Annotated in this window: 13 protein-coding genes; 6 read left to right on the forward strand and 7 right to left on the reverse strand. The window is 54.4% G+C overall.

What is annotated here, in order from left to right:
- Positions 1-97: 97 nt before the first annotated feature.
- On the forward strand, positions 98-664 hold the full coding sequence (locus tag QWJ20_RS17750; RefSeq protein WP_095993347.1) for a DcrB family lipoprotein: 567 nt from the start codon (positions 98-100) through the stop codon (positions 662-664).
- Positions 665-882: 218 nt separating this feature from the next.
- Here the strand turns inward: QWJ20_RS17750 and QWJ20_RS17755 are convergent, their stop codons facing one another.
- Complete coding sequence (locus QWJ20_RS17755) at positions 883-2079, reverse strand: MFS transporter (RefSeq protein WP_433993123.1); 1197 nt, start codon at positions 2077-2079, stop codon at positions 883-885.
- Positions 2080-2208: 129 nt separating this feature from the next.
- Between QWJ20_RS17755 and yhjD the strand changes: the two genes are divergently transcribed.
- Positions 2209-3225, forward strand: coding sequence for an inner membrane protein YhjD (gene yhjD, locus QWJ20_RS17760; RefSeq protein WP_433993124.1), 1017 nt, complete (start codon positions 2209-2211; stop codon positions 3223-3225).
- A gap of 167 nt (positions 3226-3392) precedes the next feature.
- The gene (locus tag QWJ20_RS17765; RefSeq protein WP_039485305.1) at positions 3393-4325 is read left to right on the forward strand and encodes a sugar kinase; all 933 of its coding nucleotides are present in this window, start codon (positions 3393-3395) and stop codon (positions 4323-4325) included.
- 97 nt (positions 4326-4422) lie between these two features.
- Here the strand turns inward: QWJ20_RS17765 and QWJ20_RS17770 are convergent, their stop codons facing one another.
- The 6 genes from QWJ20_RS17770 to bcsE all read right to left on the reverse strand — a co-directional run bounded on the left by QWJ20_RS17770 (position 4423) and on the right by bcsE (position 12899).
- Entirely contained in the window at positions 4423-5940 is a 1518-nt protein-coding gene (locus QWJ20_RS17770; RefSeq protein WP_433993125.1) for a M16 family metallopeptidase, read from the reverse strand.
- Between the two features lie 341 nt (positions 5941-6281).
- Positions 6282-7574 carry a dicarboxylate/amino acid:cation symporter gene (locus QWJ20_RS17775; RefSeq protein WP_039485308.1) on the reverse strand — a complete coding sequence of 431 codons (1293 nt, stop codon included), beginning with the start codon at positions 7572-7574 and terminating at the stop codon, positions 6282-6284.
- Between the two features lie 319 nt (positions 7575-7893).
- Positions 7894-9045 (reverse strand): diguanylate cyclase domain-containing protein, encoded by a 1152-nt coding sequence (locus QWJ20_RS17780; protein WP_249687598.1) that lies wholly within the window; start codon positions 9043-9045, stop codon positions 7894-7896.
- A gap of 368 nt (positions 9046-9413) precedes the next feature.
- Entirely contained in the window at positions 9414-11075 is a 1662-nt protein-coding gene (gene bcsG / locus QWJ20_RS17785) for a cellulose biosynthesis protein BcsG (RefSeq protein ID WP_433993126.1), read from the reverse strand.
- 1 nt (position 11076) lies between these two features.
- Positions 11077-11295 (reverse strand): cellulose biosynthesis protein BcsF, encoded by a 219-nt coding sequence (gene bcsF, locus QWJ20_RS17790; RefSeq protein WP_095993342.1) that lies wholly within the window; start codon positions 11293-11295, stop codon positions 11077-11079.
- Positions 11292-12899, reverse strand: coding sequence for a cellulose biosynthesis protein BcsE (gene bcsE, locus QWJ20_RS17795; protein WP_433993127.1), 1608 nt, complete (start codon positions 12897-12899; stop codon positions 11292-11294). The genes bcsF and bcsE overlap by 4 nt, the downstream gene beginning before the upstream one ends.
- 340 nt (positions 12900-13239) lie before the next feature.
- Between bcsE and bcsR the strand changes: the two genes are divergently transcribed.
- The 3 genes from bcsR to bcsA are packed head-to-tail and all read left to right on the forward strand — an operon-like array spanning position 13240 to position 16885.
- On the forward strand, positions 13240-13449 hold the full coding sequence (gene bcsR, locus QWJ20_RS17800; RefSeq protein ID WP_433993128.1) for a cellulose biosynthesis protein BcsR: 210 nt from the start codon (positions 13240-13242) through the stop codon (positions 13447-13449).
- A 2-nt stretch (positions 13450-13451) separates the two neighbouring features.
- Positions 13452-14189: a cellulose biosynthesis protein BcsQ gene (bcsQ, locus tag QWJ20_RS17805; protein ID WP_433993129.1), complete on the forward strand. Its 738-nt coding sequence runs from the start codon at positions 13452-13454 to the stop codon at positions 14187-14189.
- Positions 14186-16885, forward strand: coding sequence for a UDP-forming cellulose synthase catalytic subunit (gene bcsA, locus QWJ20_RS17810; protein WP_433993130.1), 2700 nt, complete (start codon positions 14186-14188; stop codon positions 16883-16885). The genes bcsQ and bcsA overlap by 4 nt, the downstream gene beginning before the upstream one ends.
- Positions 16886-16892 lie beyond the last annotated feature (7 nt).

A 16892-nucleotide genomic window follows, 5' to 3' on the forward strand; every position in this document is an offset into this window, starting at 1 on the left:
CAACAAAATGCTTGTTTTTGCTATCTGAATAGGGTGCCATACTGTTATTACCTGTTTAAAACGATTATCTGTTTCAAAAACGAGAGAAAGGGATCCCATGTCGAATGTAATCAAATACCTCGGTGTCGGCTTGCTTGTCGGCCTGCTTGCTGCCTGTGATGGCAAAACGGATGACGCTGCAAAATCGGGCGCACAAGATAAACCTGCCGCAGAAGCTGCTGCGAGCCAGAACATTGAATTAATGGGTGGCAAGATTGCGTTTACCCTGCCAGCCGATATGCGTGATCAAAGCGGTAAAGTCGGTACGCAGGCGAACAATATGCACGTTTACGCCAATGACAATGGACAGAAAGCGGTCATCGTGATTCTGGGCGACAACACTACGGAAGAGTTAACCGTGCTGACACAGCGTCTGGAAGATCAACAGCGCACGCGTGACGCCAACCTCCAGGTCGTCACCAACAAGACCATCGACGTTGACGGCAAGAAACTGCAACAGCTCGACAGCATTATCACTAGCAGCGGACAGCAGGCTTATTCCTCTGTCGTGCTGGGTAAAGTGGAAAACCAACTGCTGACCTTGCAGATCACGCTGCCAGCCAACAATCAGCAACAGGCACAGAGCGAAGCAGAAGGCATCATCCACACTCTGAAGCTGAAATAATCATCGTTATCGTCTGACTGTAGCCACCGAGGTGGCTATTCGAAGGATATAGCAAAGTACGCAGAGCGGTGATAATGGATAGATCGTAAAGACGCGGTAAATACATCCGTGTACGCTCGAGCCGCGCCATCCTTGGCGCGGACGCTTTACTCTTCTATTCCATTATCACCGTTTTCATTTCGTGGATTAGGGTTGTCTACTGGCCGCATTGTTATTCTCTAGACGCTAGCGACCCGCTGGGTCAGTCGCCACGTCAGCGCTAAGCCGCATAGCCCCAACAGCGCCGCCGCCAGATAAATAGAGGCGATACCGGTATAGGCCATCAGCACACCCGCCACTGGCCCGACGATGCCCAGCGATAAATCGAGAAATATCGTATAGGTTGCCAGTGCACTGCCCTGATTCTGCGGCGATACCGCCTTGACGGCGACGACACCTAACGCCGGGAACACCAGAGAGAAGCCCGCCCCCGCGAGGAACGCACCGATTTCCGCCATCAGCGGCTGCGTCGCCCCCCAGACCAGCAATAACCCGACGATTTCAACCACGAAGCACGCTATTGCCACGCGCAGTCCGCCAAACCGCTGAATACTGTTAGGAAACACCAGCCGTGCGCCGACAAAGGCAACGCTGAAAATGGTTAGCGTCAGCGCCGCACCTTCCCAGTTCCGATCGGCATAAAACAGCGTGATGAAGGTGGCGATCACACCAAAACCCGCAGAGGCAATCGCCAAAATGATGCCGTAAACCCAGACTTTCCCCAGCACTTCGCGGAAGGGAATCTTTTTCCCCGGCGCGACCTGCACCGCGGGGCGCGGCAGCGCGAGAACAATCGCCACCGCCGCAATCAGGATAATGCACACGGAGAGCAGCTTTAGCCCGCCGATGTGGTTGAGCCAGACGCCGAGCGGTGCGCCAATCGCCATCGCGCCATAGGTGGCAATGCCATTCCATGAAATCACGCGTCCAATGTGTCGGGAACCGACCACGCCGACGCCCCAGAGCGTCGCGCCTGTACCGGCAAAGCTCTGTCCGGCACCCAGCACCACACGCCCGATGCACAGTAGCAGCAGCGTGATGGCAGGTGAGGCGTCGCTAAAGGCCGCCATCAGATAAAACACCCCGCTCAGCATGACGCCAGCCAGCCCCCAGACGACGATTTTTTTCGGTCCTTTTTCATCAGCGCTGCGGCCCGCATGCGGACGGCTCACGAGCGTGGAGAAGTATTGCAGGCTGATCACCAGCCCGGCCCAGAATGCACTGTAGCCAAGGTGATCGTGCACGTACCCCGGCAGCACCGCCAACGGCAGGCCGATATTCAGATAGCTGGCGAAGTTGAACGCCACAATCGAAACGATGCGCAGATTAAGGCGCAGACCGCTCAGCGCCGGTTCGGATGGGGAAGGTGTTGGCATGGAAAATTCACTCGCTTAACGTCCGTGTATGACGTACGTTCAGAAAAACATCGAAAAGTAACATTCTTATATTGTTGGTTATAATCAACCTTATGCTACTAAACTAATCCCGAACACAGGAGAAACGCAATGCCTGTACCGGCAGACCCGGATCGCCAGTCAACATCGTCAAACCTTGAAGGGGATAAATCACCACAGAAACCCCTCTCGTTTCTGGGCAAGAGCAAGCGTCTGGTCGCACGTATTCAGGCGATCCCCAGCGTGGCGCATCTGATTCGCGCGGGCGAACGTTTCAACGATCGGATGGGCAACCAGTTTGGCGCGGCCATTACCTATTTTTCCTTTCTGTCGCTGATCCCGATTCTCATGGTGTCTTTTGCTGCCGTGGGTTTCGTGCTGGCCTCCAACCCTGACCTGCTGACGGGGCTGATTAACCGTATCGTCAACAGCATCAGCGATCCTAATCTGGCCAATACGCTGAAAAGTACCGTTAACACCGCCGTACAGCAGCGCACCACCGTGGGTCTTACCGGTTTGCTGATCGCACTTTATTCCGGCATCAGTTGGATGGGAAACCTGCGTGAGGCGATTCGTGCCCAGTCGCGCGACGTGTGGGAACGGAACCCGAAAGATGAAGAGAAGATTTACTTTCAGTACACGCGGGATTTCCTGTCGCTGACCGGCCTGGTCATTGCGCTTATCATCACGCTTTTCCTGACCTCCGTTGCTGGTACCGCGCAAAACATGATTGTGACCGCGCTGGGGCTAGATGGCATCGAGTGGCTGCGCCCCGCGTTGACGCTGATTGCCCTGTCAATCTCCATCTTCGCCAACTATCTGTTATTCCTGTGGATATTTTTCGTTTTGCCGCGCCACAAACCCAAACGCAAAGCGCTTTTTCGCGGCACGCTGATCGCCGCCGTGGGCTTTGAAGTCATCAAATTCGCGATGACCGTCGCGCTGCCTAAACTGGCCAGCTCGCCTTCCGGTGCCGCGTTCGGTTCGGTCATTGGCCTGATGGCGTTCTTCTATTTCTTCGCGCGTTTGACGCTCTTCTGCGCCGCCTGGATCGCAACGGCGAACTACAAAGGCGACACCTCGACAGATAAAAATGAGCAGGAGAAAGAACCGCCCTCCGATCGCTAAAAGCAGCGGGAAAGCACTGGTTTTCCGATCTGCGTCATGAAAAAATAAAACATCGTTTCAAGACTATTGACTCAGTCTCGCGTAATGTTGAGACTGACGTTAATTTCCGCATTTTTTATACCCAATAACATCAGGTGCAGGGTACCTTTTCAAACAGGCCAAAAGTGATGACAACTACTAACATTGCCGTAATCGGCGAATGCATGATCGAACTGTCGCAGAAAGGCACGGATCTTAACCGTGGATTTGGCGGCGATACGCTGAACACTGCCGTTTACATTGCCCGTCAGGTAAACGCCGATAAGCTGGGCGTGCATTACGTGACCGCGCTCGGCACCGATAGCTTCAGTACCGAGATGGTGGCTGCCTGGCAGAAAGAAGGGGTGAAAACCGACCTGATCCAGCGACTGGACAACAAGCTGCCCGGTTTATACTTCATTGAAACCGACGATAGCGGCGAGCGTACGTTCTACTATTGGCGTAATGATGCTGCGGCCCGCTACTGGCTGGACAGCCCGGAAGCAGAAAAAATCGGTCAGTCGCTGGCACAATTTGATTATCTCTACCTGAGCGGCATCAGTCTGGCGATTCTGAACGCCGAAAGCCGTCAGCGTCTTCTCGCCCTGCTGCGCGCCTGCCGCGCCAACGGCGGTAAAGTGATTTTTGATAACAACTACCGTCCACGTCTGTGGCAGAGCAAGGAAGAAACGCAGCAGGCCTACACCGACATCCTGTCCTGTACTGATATCGCTTTCCTGACACTGGATGACGAAGACATGCTGTGGGGCACGAAGCCGCTGGAAGCGGTGCTGGATCGGACGCACGGTTTGGGCGTTAACGAAGTGGTCATCAAACGCGGTGCCGATTCCTGCATCGTGTCTGAACGCGGACAAGCGCTGGTTGATGTTCCCGCGATCAAATTGCCAAAAGAGAAAGTGGTCGATACCACCGCCGCAGGCGACTCTTTCAGCGCAGGTTATCTGGCAGTACGTCTGAACGGCGGCAGCACGCAGGAAGCCGCACAGCGCGGTCACTTGACGGCCAGCACGGTCATTCAATACCGTGGCGCGATTATCCCGCTAGAGGCAATGCCTGCATAAACAGGATGTCGCGTGATAATAAGTTAAAGGCCGCAATCGCGGCCTTTTTTATTTACTGATTAATGAGTTACTGATTAGTGACTTACTGATTAATAACTTACTGTGCGGCGGGTGCCGTTTCCTGCGGTTTTGTTCCTTCGGAAACTGAGCCTTCAGATGCCGCTGTTCCAGCGCTGGCAACCGGCTCGGTCATCGGCGTCATAATCCGGTCGTAGGCTTCCTGCAACGCCTTCATATTCGCTTCCGGCTCACCGGGCTGTTGGATCAGCATCAGCGTCGTATCCTGTACCAGCTGCTGGTGCAGTTCCTGATTCAGCATATCGAGCGTCAACGCGGACAGATAGGTCTGGCGCAGTTTCTGATACTGCTCGGGAGAGATATCCACGACGCCATTCTGCTGGGAGCGCAGCCGCTGATCCATCAGGATGTCCGTGCTGGTCCGCGCATAGGTCGCAAACAGCTTACTCAGTTCGTCCGTCTTGCGCGCAATCAGCGCATCAAACTCTTGCTGTGTCAGCCCTTTTTCACGCAGCGTCGCCAGCTCACGCGCCATAAACGTCACGCCCGGTTCAACGCCCTCACTATTCGGTACATCCATATGAATCGCGCACTGAGAACGGGTATAAAACACATTGCAGTCGAAGCGGAGATTGTTGCTCTTCAGCGGGCTCTTCTCCAGCGCCTGCTGTAGGTGCCAGAACATCGCTTCCCGCGTCATATCGCCCAGCCAGTAGCGAACCAGCGCCTGCGATTCACGAATCGGGTGCCACGGGACATCCCACATCAGCGACAGCGTATCCTGCTGGACGTTGTTATTCATCAGGCTGATCGCCTGCGGCGGTAGCGGGCTGAGTGTCGGCAACGGCGCTGGCGCTTCGCGTTTCCCTTCCAGTGGAGAGAAGGCTTTCCCGATTTGCTCGATCACGCTGCGGTTATCCACATGACCGACGATGTAGAGCGTCATCGCATCTGGCGTGTACCAGGTTTTATAAAACTGCTGGAGCTGCTCGCCATTTAACGGCGGTTTGACGTCCTGAGCAGGATCGTGCGCCAGCAGGGGTGAGCCTTTCAGGCGATAGCGCCAGCTCGGATCCTGTGGGTTAACCGGAAAGGTTGCCACCTGATCGGGCACCTTCAACGCAGCCTGTAGGCTTTTTTCGTCGAACGCTATCTGCCCTGCGCTTTCCGAAAGCCACGTCAGCGCTTCTTTCAGCAGTTCGGGACGATTATTCGGCAAACTCAGGTTATACGACGTGAAGTCGTACGAGACAATGACTGGAGGCAGGACGCGTGAACTGTTAGCGTCTCGCATCCACATGGAAGGTCGCTGGGCGGCGGACAGCTTATCGCCGGGCGCTAAGGCCAGACGGGGAAGAAAATGGGCAAAGCCTACCTGCTGGGCATTTTCCAGCAGCGACCCAGCATTAACAACCAGACGCAGCTCAACCCGATCGCCGGGGCGCTGTGGTGTGGTTAATAACTGCCAGGTAAAACCATTATCAAGCTTACCCTGCTGCCAGGCAGGATCGGGCTGTAGTGCTTCAGCCTGCACGCCGCTGCTGACCACGGCCAGCAACAAACCACCAACGAAAAGCGCCTTTTTGGTGCCCTGCATGTGAACCCCTACTAATAGCTATCCAACATAATAAATGTGGTTATTGTTGATCATTATGGTGGCCTTGCGTCTGCCACCGCACACTCTCGTGGATATATCACGGAAAAAATTAAGACGCGAAGTGTACCATTCCCTTAGACCGCGCGCTTTTGTCTATGTCACTCCAGAAGACGAAATAATCTGCAAAAAAGGTAAAAATAGTCATATTTAACAATATTTTTACCTTTCATGGCGGGTAAGGAAGGAGGGATAAACGGTTTGGTTCGACGTGTTGGCAGGCAAAAAAAATTCCCCACGGGCGTTAGCACCGTGGGGAACTGATTTAGAAAACGGTATCGGAATTATGACTGTGCAGTCGGTGTAATCCCGTTATCGTTCTTGTTGGTGCCAGACAGCTCAGCATCCAGTTTCTTCTCGTCCAGCTCGCGGCAGTATTTTGCTACCACGATAGTTGCCACACCGTTACCAATCAGGTTGGTCAGCGCACGGGCTTCTGACATAAAGCGGTCAATACCCAGAATCAACGCCAGACCAGCAACTGGCAGGTGGCCCACGGCAGACAGCGTTGCCGCCAGCACGATGAATCCACTTCCCGTCACGCCCGCTGCACCTTTAGAGGACAGCAGCAGAACCACCAGCAGGGTAATCTGATGCCAGATATCCATGTGGCTGTTGGTCGCCTGAGCGATAAATACCGCGGCCATGGTCAGATAGATGGAGGTGCCATCCAGGTTGAAAGAGTAGCCGGTAGGAATAACCAGACCCACGACAGATTTTTTACAACCGACCTTCTCCATCTTCTCCAGCATACGTGGCAGCACGGATTCAGAAGAGGATGTGCCCAGTACGATCAGCAGTTCTTCACGGATGTAGCGAATGAATTTGAAGATACTGAAGCCCGTCGCTCTGGCAATACTGCCCAACACCAGGAACACGAACAACACACAGGTGATGTAGAAGCAAGCGATCAGCTGTCCCAGCTGTATCAGCGTACCGACACCATATTTACCGATGGTGAAGGCCATTGCACCGAACGCACCCAGCGGAGCCAGTTTCATAATCATGTTAATGACGCCGAAAATGACCTTGGAGAAGCTATCGATCACATCAAAAATCACTTTGCCTTTTGGCCCTAAGCGGTGCAGCGCAAAGCCGAACATCACAGCAAACAGCAGAACCTGCAAGATATTACCGCTGGCAAACGCACCGACCACGCTCCCCGGAATCACGTCCATCAGGAACGGAATCAGACCTTGTTGCGAAGCCTGTTGGGTATAGACCGCCACCGCAGACGCATCAAGCGTACTTGGGTCGATGTTCATGCCCACGCCAGGTTGCACCACGTTGACCACGACCAGACCAATAATCAGCGCAATCGTACTCACGACTTCAAAATACAGCAGGGCGACCGCACCAGTACGACCGACCGACTTCATACTTTCCATGCCTGCGATACCGGTGACTACCGTACAGAAGATAACCGGCGCAATAATCATTTTAATTAATTTAACAAACCCATCGCCCAGCGGCTTCATTTGCTCGCCAAGCTGGGGGTAGAAATGCCCCAACAGTATCCCTATCGTAATGGCGGCAAGAACTTGAAAATAAAGACTTTTAAAAATTGATGTTTTCATACATACGTCCTATGGTGGGGAAAACACAGGAGGGGAATAGGGTACGAAAATGCCGCCTGTGATTGCGCCGGAAAGTAACATTGCAATAACAAGCTGAGAATGTTTTATAAGTTTAGTTTGTGAACGATAGGTTAAAAACAAGAGCTGAATCACGTCAGCAGGAATTATAAAGAAACATCAGTGCAATTTACCTGTAACAGATGCACATTTTTTCGGCAGGCGCATCGCCTTAAAAAGCCCTCAAACCCCCGCCATACGGGGAATACGCCTTTCAGGAAACCCATCTATAAAAAGTAACATTTGCGTTACCTGTGAATACTCAGGAAGGTACCGTAAGAGGATGAATACCGGATTTTTTATCACGCCGCGCCAGCTGCATAGCAAAGCGTGCCTGTGATAAAAGCAGCGCCGCGTCCTCGGGTCGAGGATCGGTAATGGTGAGGATACCGACGCTGACAGCCCGCGCAGGCTGGGAGCCCGCAGGCAAAAAGGGTGAATTAATCGCCAGCATCACATTCTGCGCCCAATCTTGCGCCTGTCCGGCGGATTGCAGCTGCTTCCCGATGATAGCGAACTCATCACAGTCGAGGCGCGCCAGATAGATAGGCCCAGCCTCGTTTTGTTCTTCAATCACTGCGCTGAGCTGCTTCGCCAGCGTGTCTACCTTGCCCTGTTTGCTGGCGGAGGGATCAAGCCCGAAAACCAGCAGACTGAACGGTGTCGCATCGGCCAGACGCTGTTCAAGGCGTCGCATAAAGTGTGCGTTGTCCGGCAATCCCGCGCCTTCGGTTCCGGCAGAAAGCGACTGTGCAAGCAGCTGTTGATTACGGTTATAGCTGCGCACCAGCGCACCCAGCTCATCGTCCTGATGCCAGGGCGGCAGCGTAAGCGGACGGTGGAGCATATCGTCCGGCGGTAGATTCTGTAACTCGACAATAATCCCACGCAGCGGGTGTATCAGCAGGCGGTTAATGCACCAGGTAATGGCGATCGACATAATCAGCGCCAGCAGCAGATACGTCGCCAACATGGTTGAAAAGGTGCTGACGATAAATTGATACATCCGGTAGGAATCCGCCTGCAACACCAGATGCGCCAGCGGCGCCGAATACTGCGTCTGCGGCGGCGAATAGAGCGGAATAGAGATGCGGATAGGCAGCTTAAAGACCCGTGCGATCCAGTCTGGCACCGGACGCTCTTTCGGGAAATTCGCGTGCAGCGTCTGGAAATCATCCGGCAGCAGCACATCTGCCCGGCTCAGAAAGGCAACGGGTAATAGGCTGTCCAGAATATTACCCGCCCGCTGCACTTCCCCTTGTAACACCGCATCCGTCAGCGGTTGACGCACGGAATAGGCGATGCTCTCCAACTGCTTGGCATAATCTTCACGGCGCTGATGAACAAAGTGAAAGAGCTGTATGACGATAAACAGGCTGATCGTCACCAGTGCCACGGCAGACACGGCTGTCATCTGTTTAATCGTTAATGAACGTCTGAGCCGCAAGCGCTTTCTCCGTCAACCTGTTATGCAGACCTGAATACCTGGCCCACCAAACAACAAACAGGTGAGCAATATACAACGCGAAAAATGCGCACGCGTTACACACAGCAACACGATTAACACGCGGCAAACAGTATAAGGCAGCTTATCGCCGCCTTAACGCTGTTTTCTGCTGATATTCGGGGGATTTCATCTTAATCCTAGGCTACCTTTGGCAACAGCGTTAACGCGGCCTCAGAATAGGGGATATCCCCTGCATAAGCCAGTATCGCTATTCGGGGAGCAGACTGAAGGATCGGGCAGGATGCTCGCCTGCCCGATAACGTCATGGAATGAGATTATTGCGGGTAAGGTACCCAGTCTCCGCCGTTCAGACGAATGTAAGGTTTTCCCTGATATTGCATCACGATAGCGTTCTCATTTTCCGAGATCGCTTCCGTTTGCGGCAGTGCGCTCGTCAGCGTTTGCCAGTCAACAGAAGGCGCGGTGAACACTTTGCCGTCGACCATGTGCGCCACCAGTTCAGAAATCGCCAGATAGCTGCTCGGCGACGCAATCTCCAGCGCGTTGCCCTGATGCGGTGCCTGTAGGCCAAACAGTTTCACGCCGACAGGAATATGCGTGATGCTCGGGCTCGGAATATCGCGCAGACCGGACATTTGCATCTTATCGCCAGCCAGCGCCGCGCCGTGCTCCGGCACCACAATCACCATGACTTTACGGCCGGATTTTTGCAACTCGTCAAAAAACGCATCCAGTTGGTCAAACAGAATCTTCGCGCGTGGCGCATAGTCCGCCGACTGGTTGCTGCCGACAAAGCGGTTGCCGTCATGCAGCGGAATCAGGTTAAAGAAGGTCGCGTTACGGGCTGTCGTCGCTTTACCCCGCTCGCTCAGCCAGCGATTTAGCAGCTCCAGATCGTTATAAATCGGCTCACCGTCGAACGACGTAATCTGGTGACTGATGCCCTCCTGCGACAGCATCGGGATCTGAATATCGCCCTCTTCACGCACCTCACGCAGGTAATTCCCAAAGACGCCGGAATGGTCGAGCATCAGCTGTTCTTCAAAGCCCAGCTTCACCAGATTACTGAACAGGTAACACTGCTGATTCACTGGCTGATACAAATCGGTATGGGACTGCTGCCCGCAGCTTGCGCGCAGCAGGCGAATGGATGCCGGCCCGCTATACGCGGTGGCGGAGTTAAACTGACGGAACAGAATATCGAACTTCTTCCACAGCGGATGGTTTTCCAGCTGCGCCACGTCCAGATCCGACCACGACAGCGAACAGATATTGATAATCAGGAGGTCAAAAGGCTGCGCATCCTGCGGCAATGTAGCGGGGAACGCCGTGGTTCGCGTTTTTTCTCGCGTATAAAACTGGTTGAGATAAGCCGTGAGATTGGCGTTCGTTGGCGGTAAGGTTGCTTCGGGCAGTGCAGCATCTCCGCCCGTTGGGGACGCCGCCGCCGAAGGGGCAGACGCCGTTGAGGCGGCTGGCATCAGCGATACCGCCGGGCCCGCCAGATTGACGATGTTTAACCACGCCAGCGCCGCCACGGTAAACACCGTAATACGAATCCACTGCGCGAAGAACAGGTAGGCTACGATAATGACCGCCGCCGCACCGACCATTTGCCAGTTAATAAAGCGATTGAACAGCTCCAGCAAGTAGGCCGCGCTAAAGCCCGCGACCTGCGACCCCTGACTGAGAATGCTGTTGATACCCGGCAACCAGGTATCGTGGTAAAACAGCCCGATACCGAGCGGGATGGCAATAATATGACGCCAGCGGTGCAGCGTGACATTGGGGATCGGGAATAGCAGAAACGCCAAAAAGACCAGATTAAGCAGCGGATGAAAATTCAGGTAGCCAAACCATAACAGGGCAAATTTCAGCAAAAAATACACATTCCAGGCACCGAGCCCACGCCAGTAGCGCCATATATTTTGCTGTTTTTGCGTATCCTGCTGCTGCGTAGGTTTTTTTTCGTCCATTTTATTTTTTAGTCTCTGCTGAAGTCGGCTTGGTTGAGACCGTCTTTGTTGAAGAAGGGCTGCGCATCCAGACACTCGCAGGCTTCAGGTAGCGCGGTGACAGCAGCCTGTTTCTCCAGTACTGAAGCCAGTGGGGAATCACACGGTGCGCCAGATAGCCAAGCGTAAAGAAAACGACCGCGCTCAATAACACCAGTTGAACGATATCAATCAGGTTCATGACGGCTCTCCCGGTGCGCGGGCCCGTAAATCGGGTGCCAATAGATCGATAGCAATCGGTTCACGCCGCGGCACCTGGCGGCTCGGTGCAGATTCGGTCTGCTGTAATTGGACATAGTCGTTAATCTGCCGCTCTTGCTCCAGCGTATCGTCCTGCACCAGCGATTTAACTTCTGCCAGAATCTGTAAGTCTTGTGACCAGACAATCCGATTGCTGAACGCTTCATCCACCGGCAGACGGAAAATGGATTTCAGCGCAATATCCAGCTCATTCAGGCGGCAATTGGATAGGAACAAAAACAGTCGACCCTGCGCGATCGTGACGACATCGCCAAAGCGTCGCAGCGTGCACAGCGTCAATGCCTGCGCCGCCCGCACGCCCGGCACGGGGCGCAATGCAACCAGCACGCCCTTGCTGCCTTCCGGCATCAGCGTGTTATCAATCAACATCTGCACAGACTGCCGAAAGATATCAGGGGGCTGGTAGCCCTTAATCTGTAGCGGCCGCATGGTGGTCAGCAAGACTTCAACATCGACAGGAACGTGTTTGGTAAAGCGCTGTCCCTGCACGCTTTCAATCCGCGTCAGGAAACGGGATAGCGGCTCGGAATGAGAGACAATAATATTCGCGCCACATGCCAATAGCAGGCGCTCGTCGCTAGCGCGCAGGCAAGGCTTCATTTCCCGCACCACAATCTTCAGCAACTCACCACGCTGCCGCCGCAGGCTGTGAACTTGCTTGACGAGCGTATCCACCTGACTGGTTTGATTGAGTGCAAAAACGAGGGTAGCCGCATGGGTCAGCATGCCGGTTTGTACCAAAATGTCGTTGTCGTCCAGTAGCTGCCAGTGTTCTGACAGCGCAGGTGCGCCTTCCATCACGCTCTTTTCCATCAGAAAGAGCCCATCGTCATCCAGAGACGGCGTGAGGATGGGTTCCTCTTCCTTCAGCATGAACCACCCATCACTGTCGGATTGCAGCATCTGCACCTTATTCGCCCGCACGCCCCTTTCCGTTGCCCACCATGACACCAGATACTGGGCGCGATCCTGCTGCCATTGCAGGCTGGCTAAACCGTAAAGTCCGCGATGTTGGGAAATCAGCATATTCCTCAGGCGGGTTACGCCGCTGCTGTGGCTGATCACCACCAGCGTACACTGTCGTTGATGCAGCCATGCCGCAGTGTCATCGATCCAGCGCTGGAGCCTTTCCGGCGAGATATCCCGCCACAGGCTAGCTGGAGCATAAAGCACCAATAGACGATTTTTAGGGCGCAATGCGCGCATTAAATCATCGGTTAAATTCAGCAACGCGGCTTTATTTTCCGGTATTGCATAGCACGATAATTGTTTCTTTCCGGTGTTATTATTTTCTGTCGTAAACTTATTGTCTGTCGTAAACAATGCCGTCAGAAGAGAATCAGATCGTTCCCCACAGCCGATTAACGCCACTCTCACGTCGTTATTTTGGCCGTGCATGATTTGCTGGCAAAATAATGCGGCATCAATTTGCCGATCAATATTCACCCAATAAAAGCCCGCCAGTTGGAGCGTAACCAGCTCATCCCAAAGGTCACGAATACCTAATGAAAAGTTCTGCTTCATAGACTGATTTCTTTTCCGTTAATGGCAGCGTTCCACCTTAATAACACAGTCAAAATAAACTCTAGCAGCCCCCCGAGGGATCACAACTGTGCGCTATAAATTATTCCTATCCCTTGATAAATCACCGATTACTATTTTTCCCCATTCACATTGCAATCATGAATTCATTGCTATAGTTAACGGGCACACCTGACTCCTTATTAAAGACAGCAGAGGCGTAACCCTTCATCTGCCAGACTGTCTGTTCTGGGTGCAGTAAAAGACGCACCACATCTGCTATTTGGATGTTTTCCCTTTATCGATCTCAATGATAATGGATAGCCTATTTCAGAGGCATGGGATGAATAACGCACCGACTCGTATCGATACTAGCGCGCACACCGATTTAACCGAAAATGCAAGAACCGACGACGATCTACGGGTTCTCAGTCAGGCTTTTTCTTTACCTGAAATAAACTATATCGATATCGCCCGTCAGGCGCGTCTCAGCCAAATGATGGCTCGTTGGCCGCTGCTCGATGAATTAAAAGAACCGGCCGGGAGTGACTGACGATGCCCGTGATTGCATTGCAGGGAATCCGTGGAGGCGTAGGCACTACCTCGATCGCTGCCGCACTGGGATGGGCCTTCCAACGGCTGGGTGAATCCGCGCTGGTGATTGATTTTTCGCCGGACAACTTGCTGCGCATTAACTTTAATATGCCGTTTGAGCAACGCCGCGGCTGGGCACGGGCGGAAGCCGATGACGCGCCGTGGCAAACCGGTGCCATGCAGTATCTCCCCGGTCTGGATTTTCTGCCGTTTGGTCGTCTGAATACACAGGAGATCGCGACGCTCCAGCAGCATTACCACCAACATCCCGCACTCTGGCAAAACAATCTGGCGCAGCTCAGCGCGGCGGGTCACCATCGCTGGATACTGATTGATGTACCAGCGGACAACAGCCCGCTCACGCGACAGGCGTTAGCCACCGCGAATACCGTTTTTCAGGTGGTGGTGGCGGATGCCAACTGCCATTCGCGCTTACATCAGCAGGCGTTGCCGCGTCAGTGCCATTTTCTGGTGAATCAATTTTCTACGCTCAGTACGCTTCAGCAGGATTTGCATCAGCTCTGGCTGCACACGCTGTCACACCTGCTGCCGCTGGTGGTACACCGTGACGAAGCCCTGGCAGAATCGCTGATGCTGAAGCAGCCGCTGGGCGAATGTCGCCCGGACAGCGTGGCAGCGGAAGAGATCATGACGCTGGCAAACTGGTGCCTGATTCACGTTAAGGAAAGCGGCGTATGAGTGGCATCCTGCGCCTCTTTCTCGTCCCGCCCGCCAGACAGGCGATTCAGCAACGCTACCGCGGCTATCGTCGGCAAGGTGCCTCAGCCTTTGCTGCCTTTTTCGCCACGCTATTTGCGATACTCGGCTGGATCTTCCTGCGGCTGGAGTCTGAGGGCTGGCAACAGATTCGCGCGCAGCGAACCTACTGGTTCCCACACATTTCGCCTCAACGCCCGCGTCCGGCTGATATTCTTCGCTATCTGACGCAGGGTATTTGGCTGCTGACCATCAAAAACGGCCAGTTGCCAACATCGCGCCGTAATTACTTCTCCGCGCTCCCGCGCTGGCGGCAACGCTACATGAACGCGCAGCAAGCGCTGTTCGCCCGCTTTAGCCACGCGAATACTGACGATCGCGAAGACCATGAGTCAGGCTTCGCCAAGACGAGCCGCCTCCAGAGGCTGGTGACGGTCGCGCTGAGCCTGCTGTGTGCAGCGCTGGCGCTGCTGTGCATCACGCAGCCGTTTGATTTGCTGTCGCAGTTTATTTTCATGACGCTGCTGTGGTGCATCGCCATGCTCGTTCGCAACATGCCGGGACGCATGCCGACGCTCATGATGATCGCCCTTTCTTTCACGGTTTCCTGCCGTTACCTGTGGTGGCGCTACACCGAAACGCTGAACTGGGACGATCCGCTGAGTCTGATTTGCGGCCTGCTGCTGCTGGCGGCGGAAACCTATGCCTGGGTGGTGTTGGTTCTGGGCTATTTCCAGACGATCTGGCCGCTGAACCGCCACCCGGTTTCACTGCCGGAAGACAGCAAAACGTGGCCGACCGTCGATCTCATGATCCCGACCTACAATGAACCGTTGAGCGTCGTGAAACCGACGGTGTATGCCGCGCTGGGCATCGACTGGCCTAAAGATAAGCTCAATATTTATATTCTGGATGACGGCGGCCGCGCCGAATTTAAAGCCTTCGCCGAAGAAGTTGGCGTCCATTACATCGCCCGTGTCACGCACGAACACGCCAAAGCCGGGAACATCAACAACGCCCTGAAACAGGCGAAAGGCGAGTTCGTCGCCATTTTCGACTGCGACCACGTCCCTACCCGCTCCTTCCTGCAATTAACCATGGGCTGGTTCTTCAAAGACAAAAAGCTGGCGATGCTGCAAACGCCGCACCATTTTTTCTCGCCCGATCCGTTCGAACGCAATCTGGGCCGTTTCCGCCGTACGCCCAATGAAGGCACGCTGTTCTACGGTCTGGTTCAGGACGGTAATGACATGTGGGATGCCACGTTCTTCTGCGGATCCTGCGCCATTCTGCGGCGTAAACCGCTGGATGAAATTGGCGGGATTGCGGTCGAAACGGTAACGGAAGATGCTCACACCTCACTGCGCCTGCATCGCCTTGGCTACAGCTCGGCGTATATCCGCATTCCACAGGCCGCCGGACTGGCGACCGAGAGCCTTTCGGCCCACATCGGGCAGCGTATTCGCTGGGCGCGCGGCATGGTACAAATCTTCCGGCTGGATAACCCACTGTTTGGCAAGGGGCTGAAACTGGGGCAACGGCTATGTTATGCCAACGCCATGATGCACTTTCTGTCTGGTATTCCGCGGCTGATCTTCCTGACTGCGCCGCTGGCGTTCCTCCTGCTGCATGCCTACATCATTTTCGCCCCGGCGCTGGCCATCGCGCTCTACGTGCTGCCGCACATGGTGCATGCCAGCCTGACCAACTCACGTATTCAGGGCCGCTACCGTCACTCGTTCTGGAGTGAAATCTATGAAACCGTGCTGGCGTGGTACATCGCCCGCCCGACTACCGTCGCGCTGTTTAACCCGCACAAAGGGAAATTCAACGTAACGGCCAAAGGCGGGCTGGTAGAAGAACAGCATGTTGACTGGGTGATTACTCGACCTTATCTGGTGCTGGTGCTGCTGAATATCGCTGGAGTGATGTATGGCATCTGGCGTCTGATTTACGGGCCGCCGGAAGAGATCATGACGGTGCTCATCAGCCTGCTGTGGGTTGTGTACAACATGACCATTTTAGGCGGAGCCGTCGCGGTTGCCGTAGAAGCCAAACAGGTGCGTCAGGCACACCGGGTGGAAATGTCGATGTCCGCCGCGATCCTCCGTGCCGATGGCCATCTTTTCCCCTGTATCCTGCGCGACTATTCCGATGGCGGCGTCGGCGTTGAAGCCCGAGAGTCGGGCATTCTTCAGGTCGGGGACAGCGTCTCGCTGTTGCTAAAACGCGGTCAGCAGGAGTACGCCTTCCCGTTCAGCGTCACCCGCGCGTTCGACAACAAGATTGGCCTGCGCATGACCAACCTGACTATCCGCCAGCATATTGATTTCATTCAATGTACGTTTGCCCGTGCCGACACCTGGGCGCTCTGGCAAGACAGTTTCCCGCAGGATAAACCGGTCGAAAGCCTGGTTGATGTGTTGGCACTCGGCTTTCGCGGCTACCTGCGTCTGGCCGATTACGCGCCGCCCGTCATACGCAACATTATCCTGGCCTTCCTCAATATCGTGGTGTGGGTGGTGTCCTTCATTCCGCGCTATGTAGGGAAACGCACCGTAACAGCTCCGCCGGGCGCTGCGCTGCCGGAAAACGCCGTACATCAGGGCCAGACGCCGTCTACCCATGAAACGCGATTTGCACAAGAGAACCTGTTTACAGAAAAGACAGTGGCTTGATTGCCAT

It is taken from the genome of Pectobacterium sp. S5 (genome assembly GCF_051707265.1).
GTDB lineage: Bacteria > Pseudomonadota > Gammaproteobacteria > Enterobacterales > Enterobacteriaceae > Pectobacterium > Pectobacterium polare.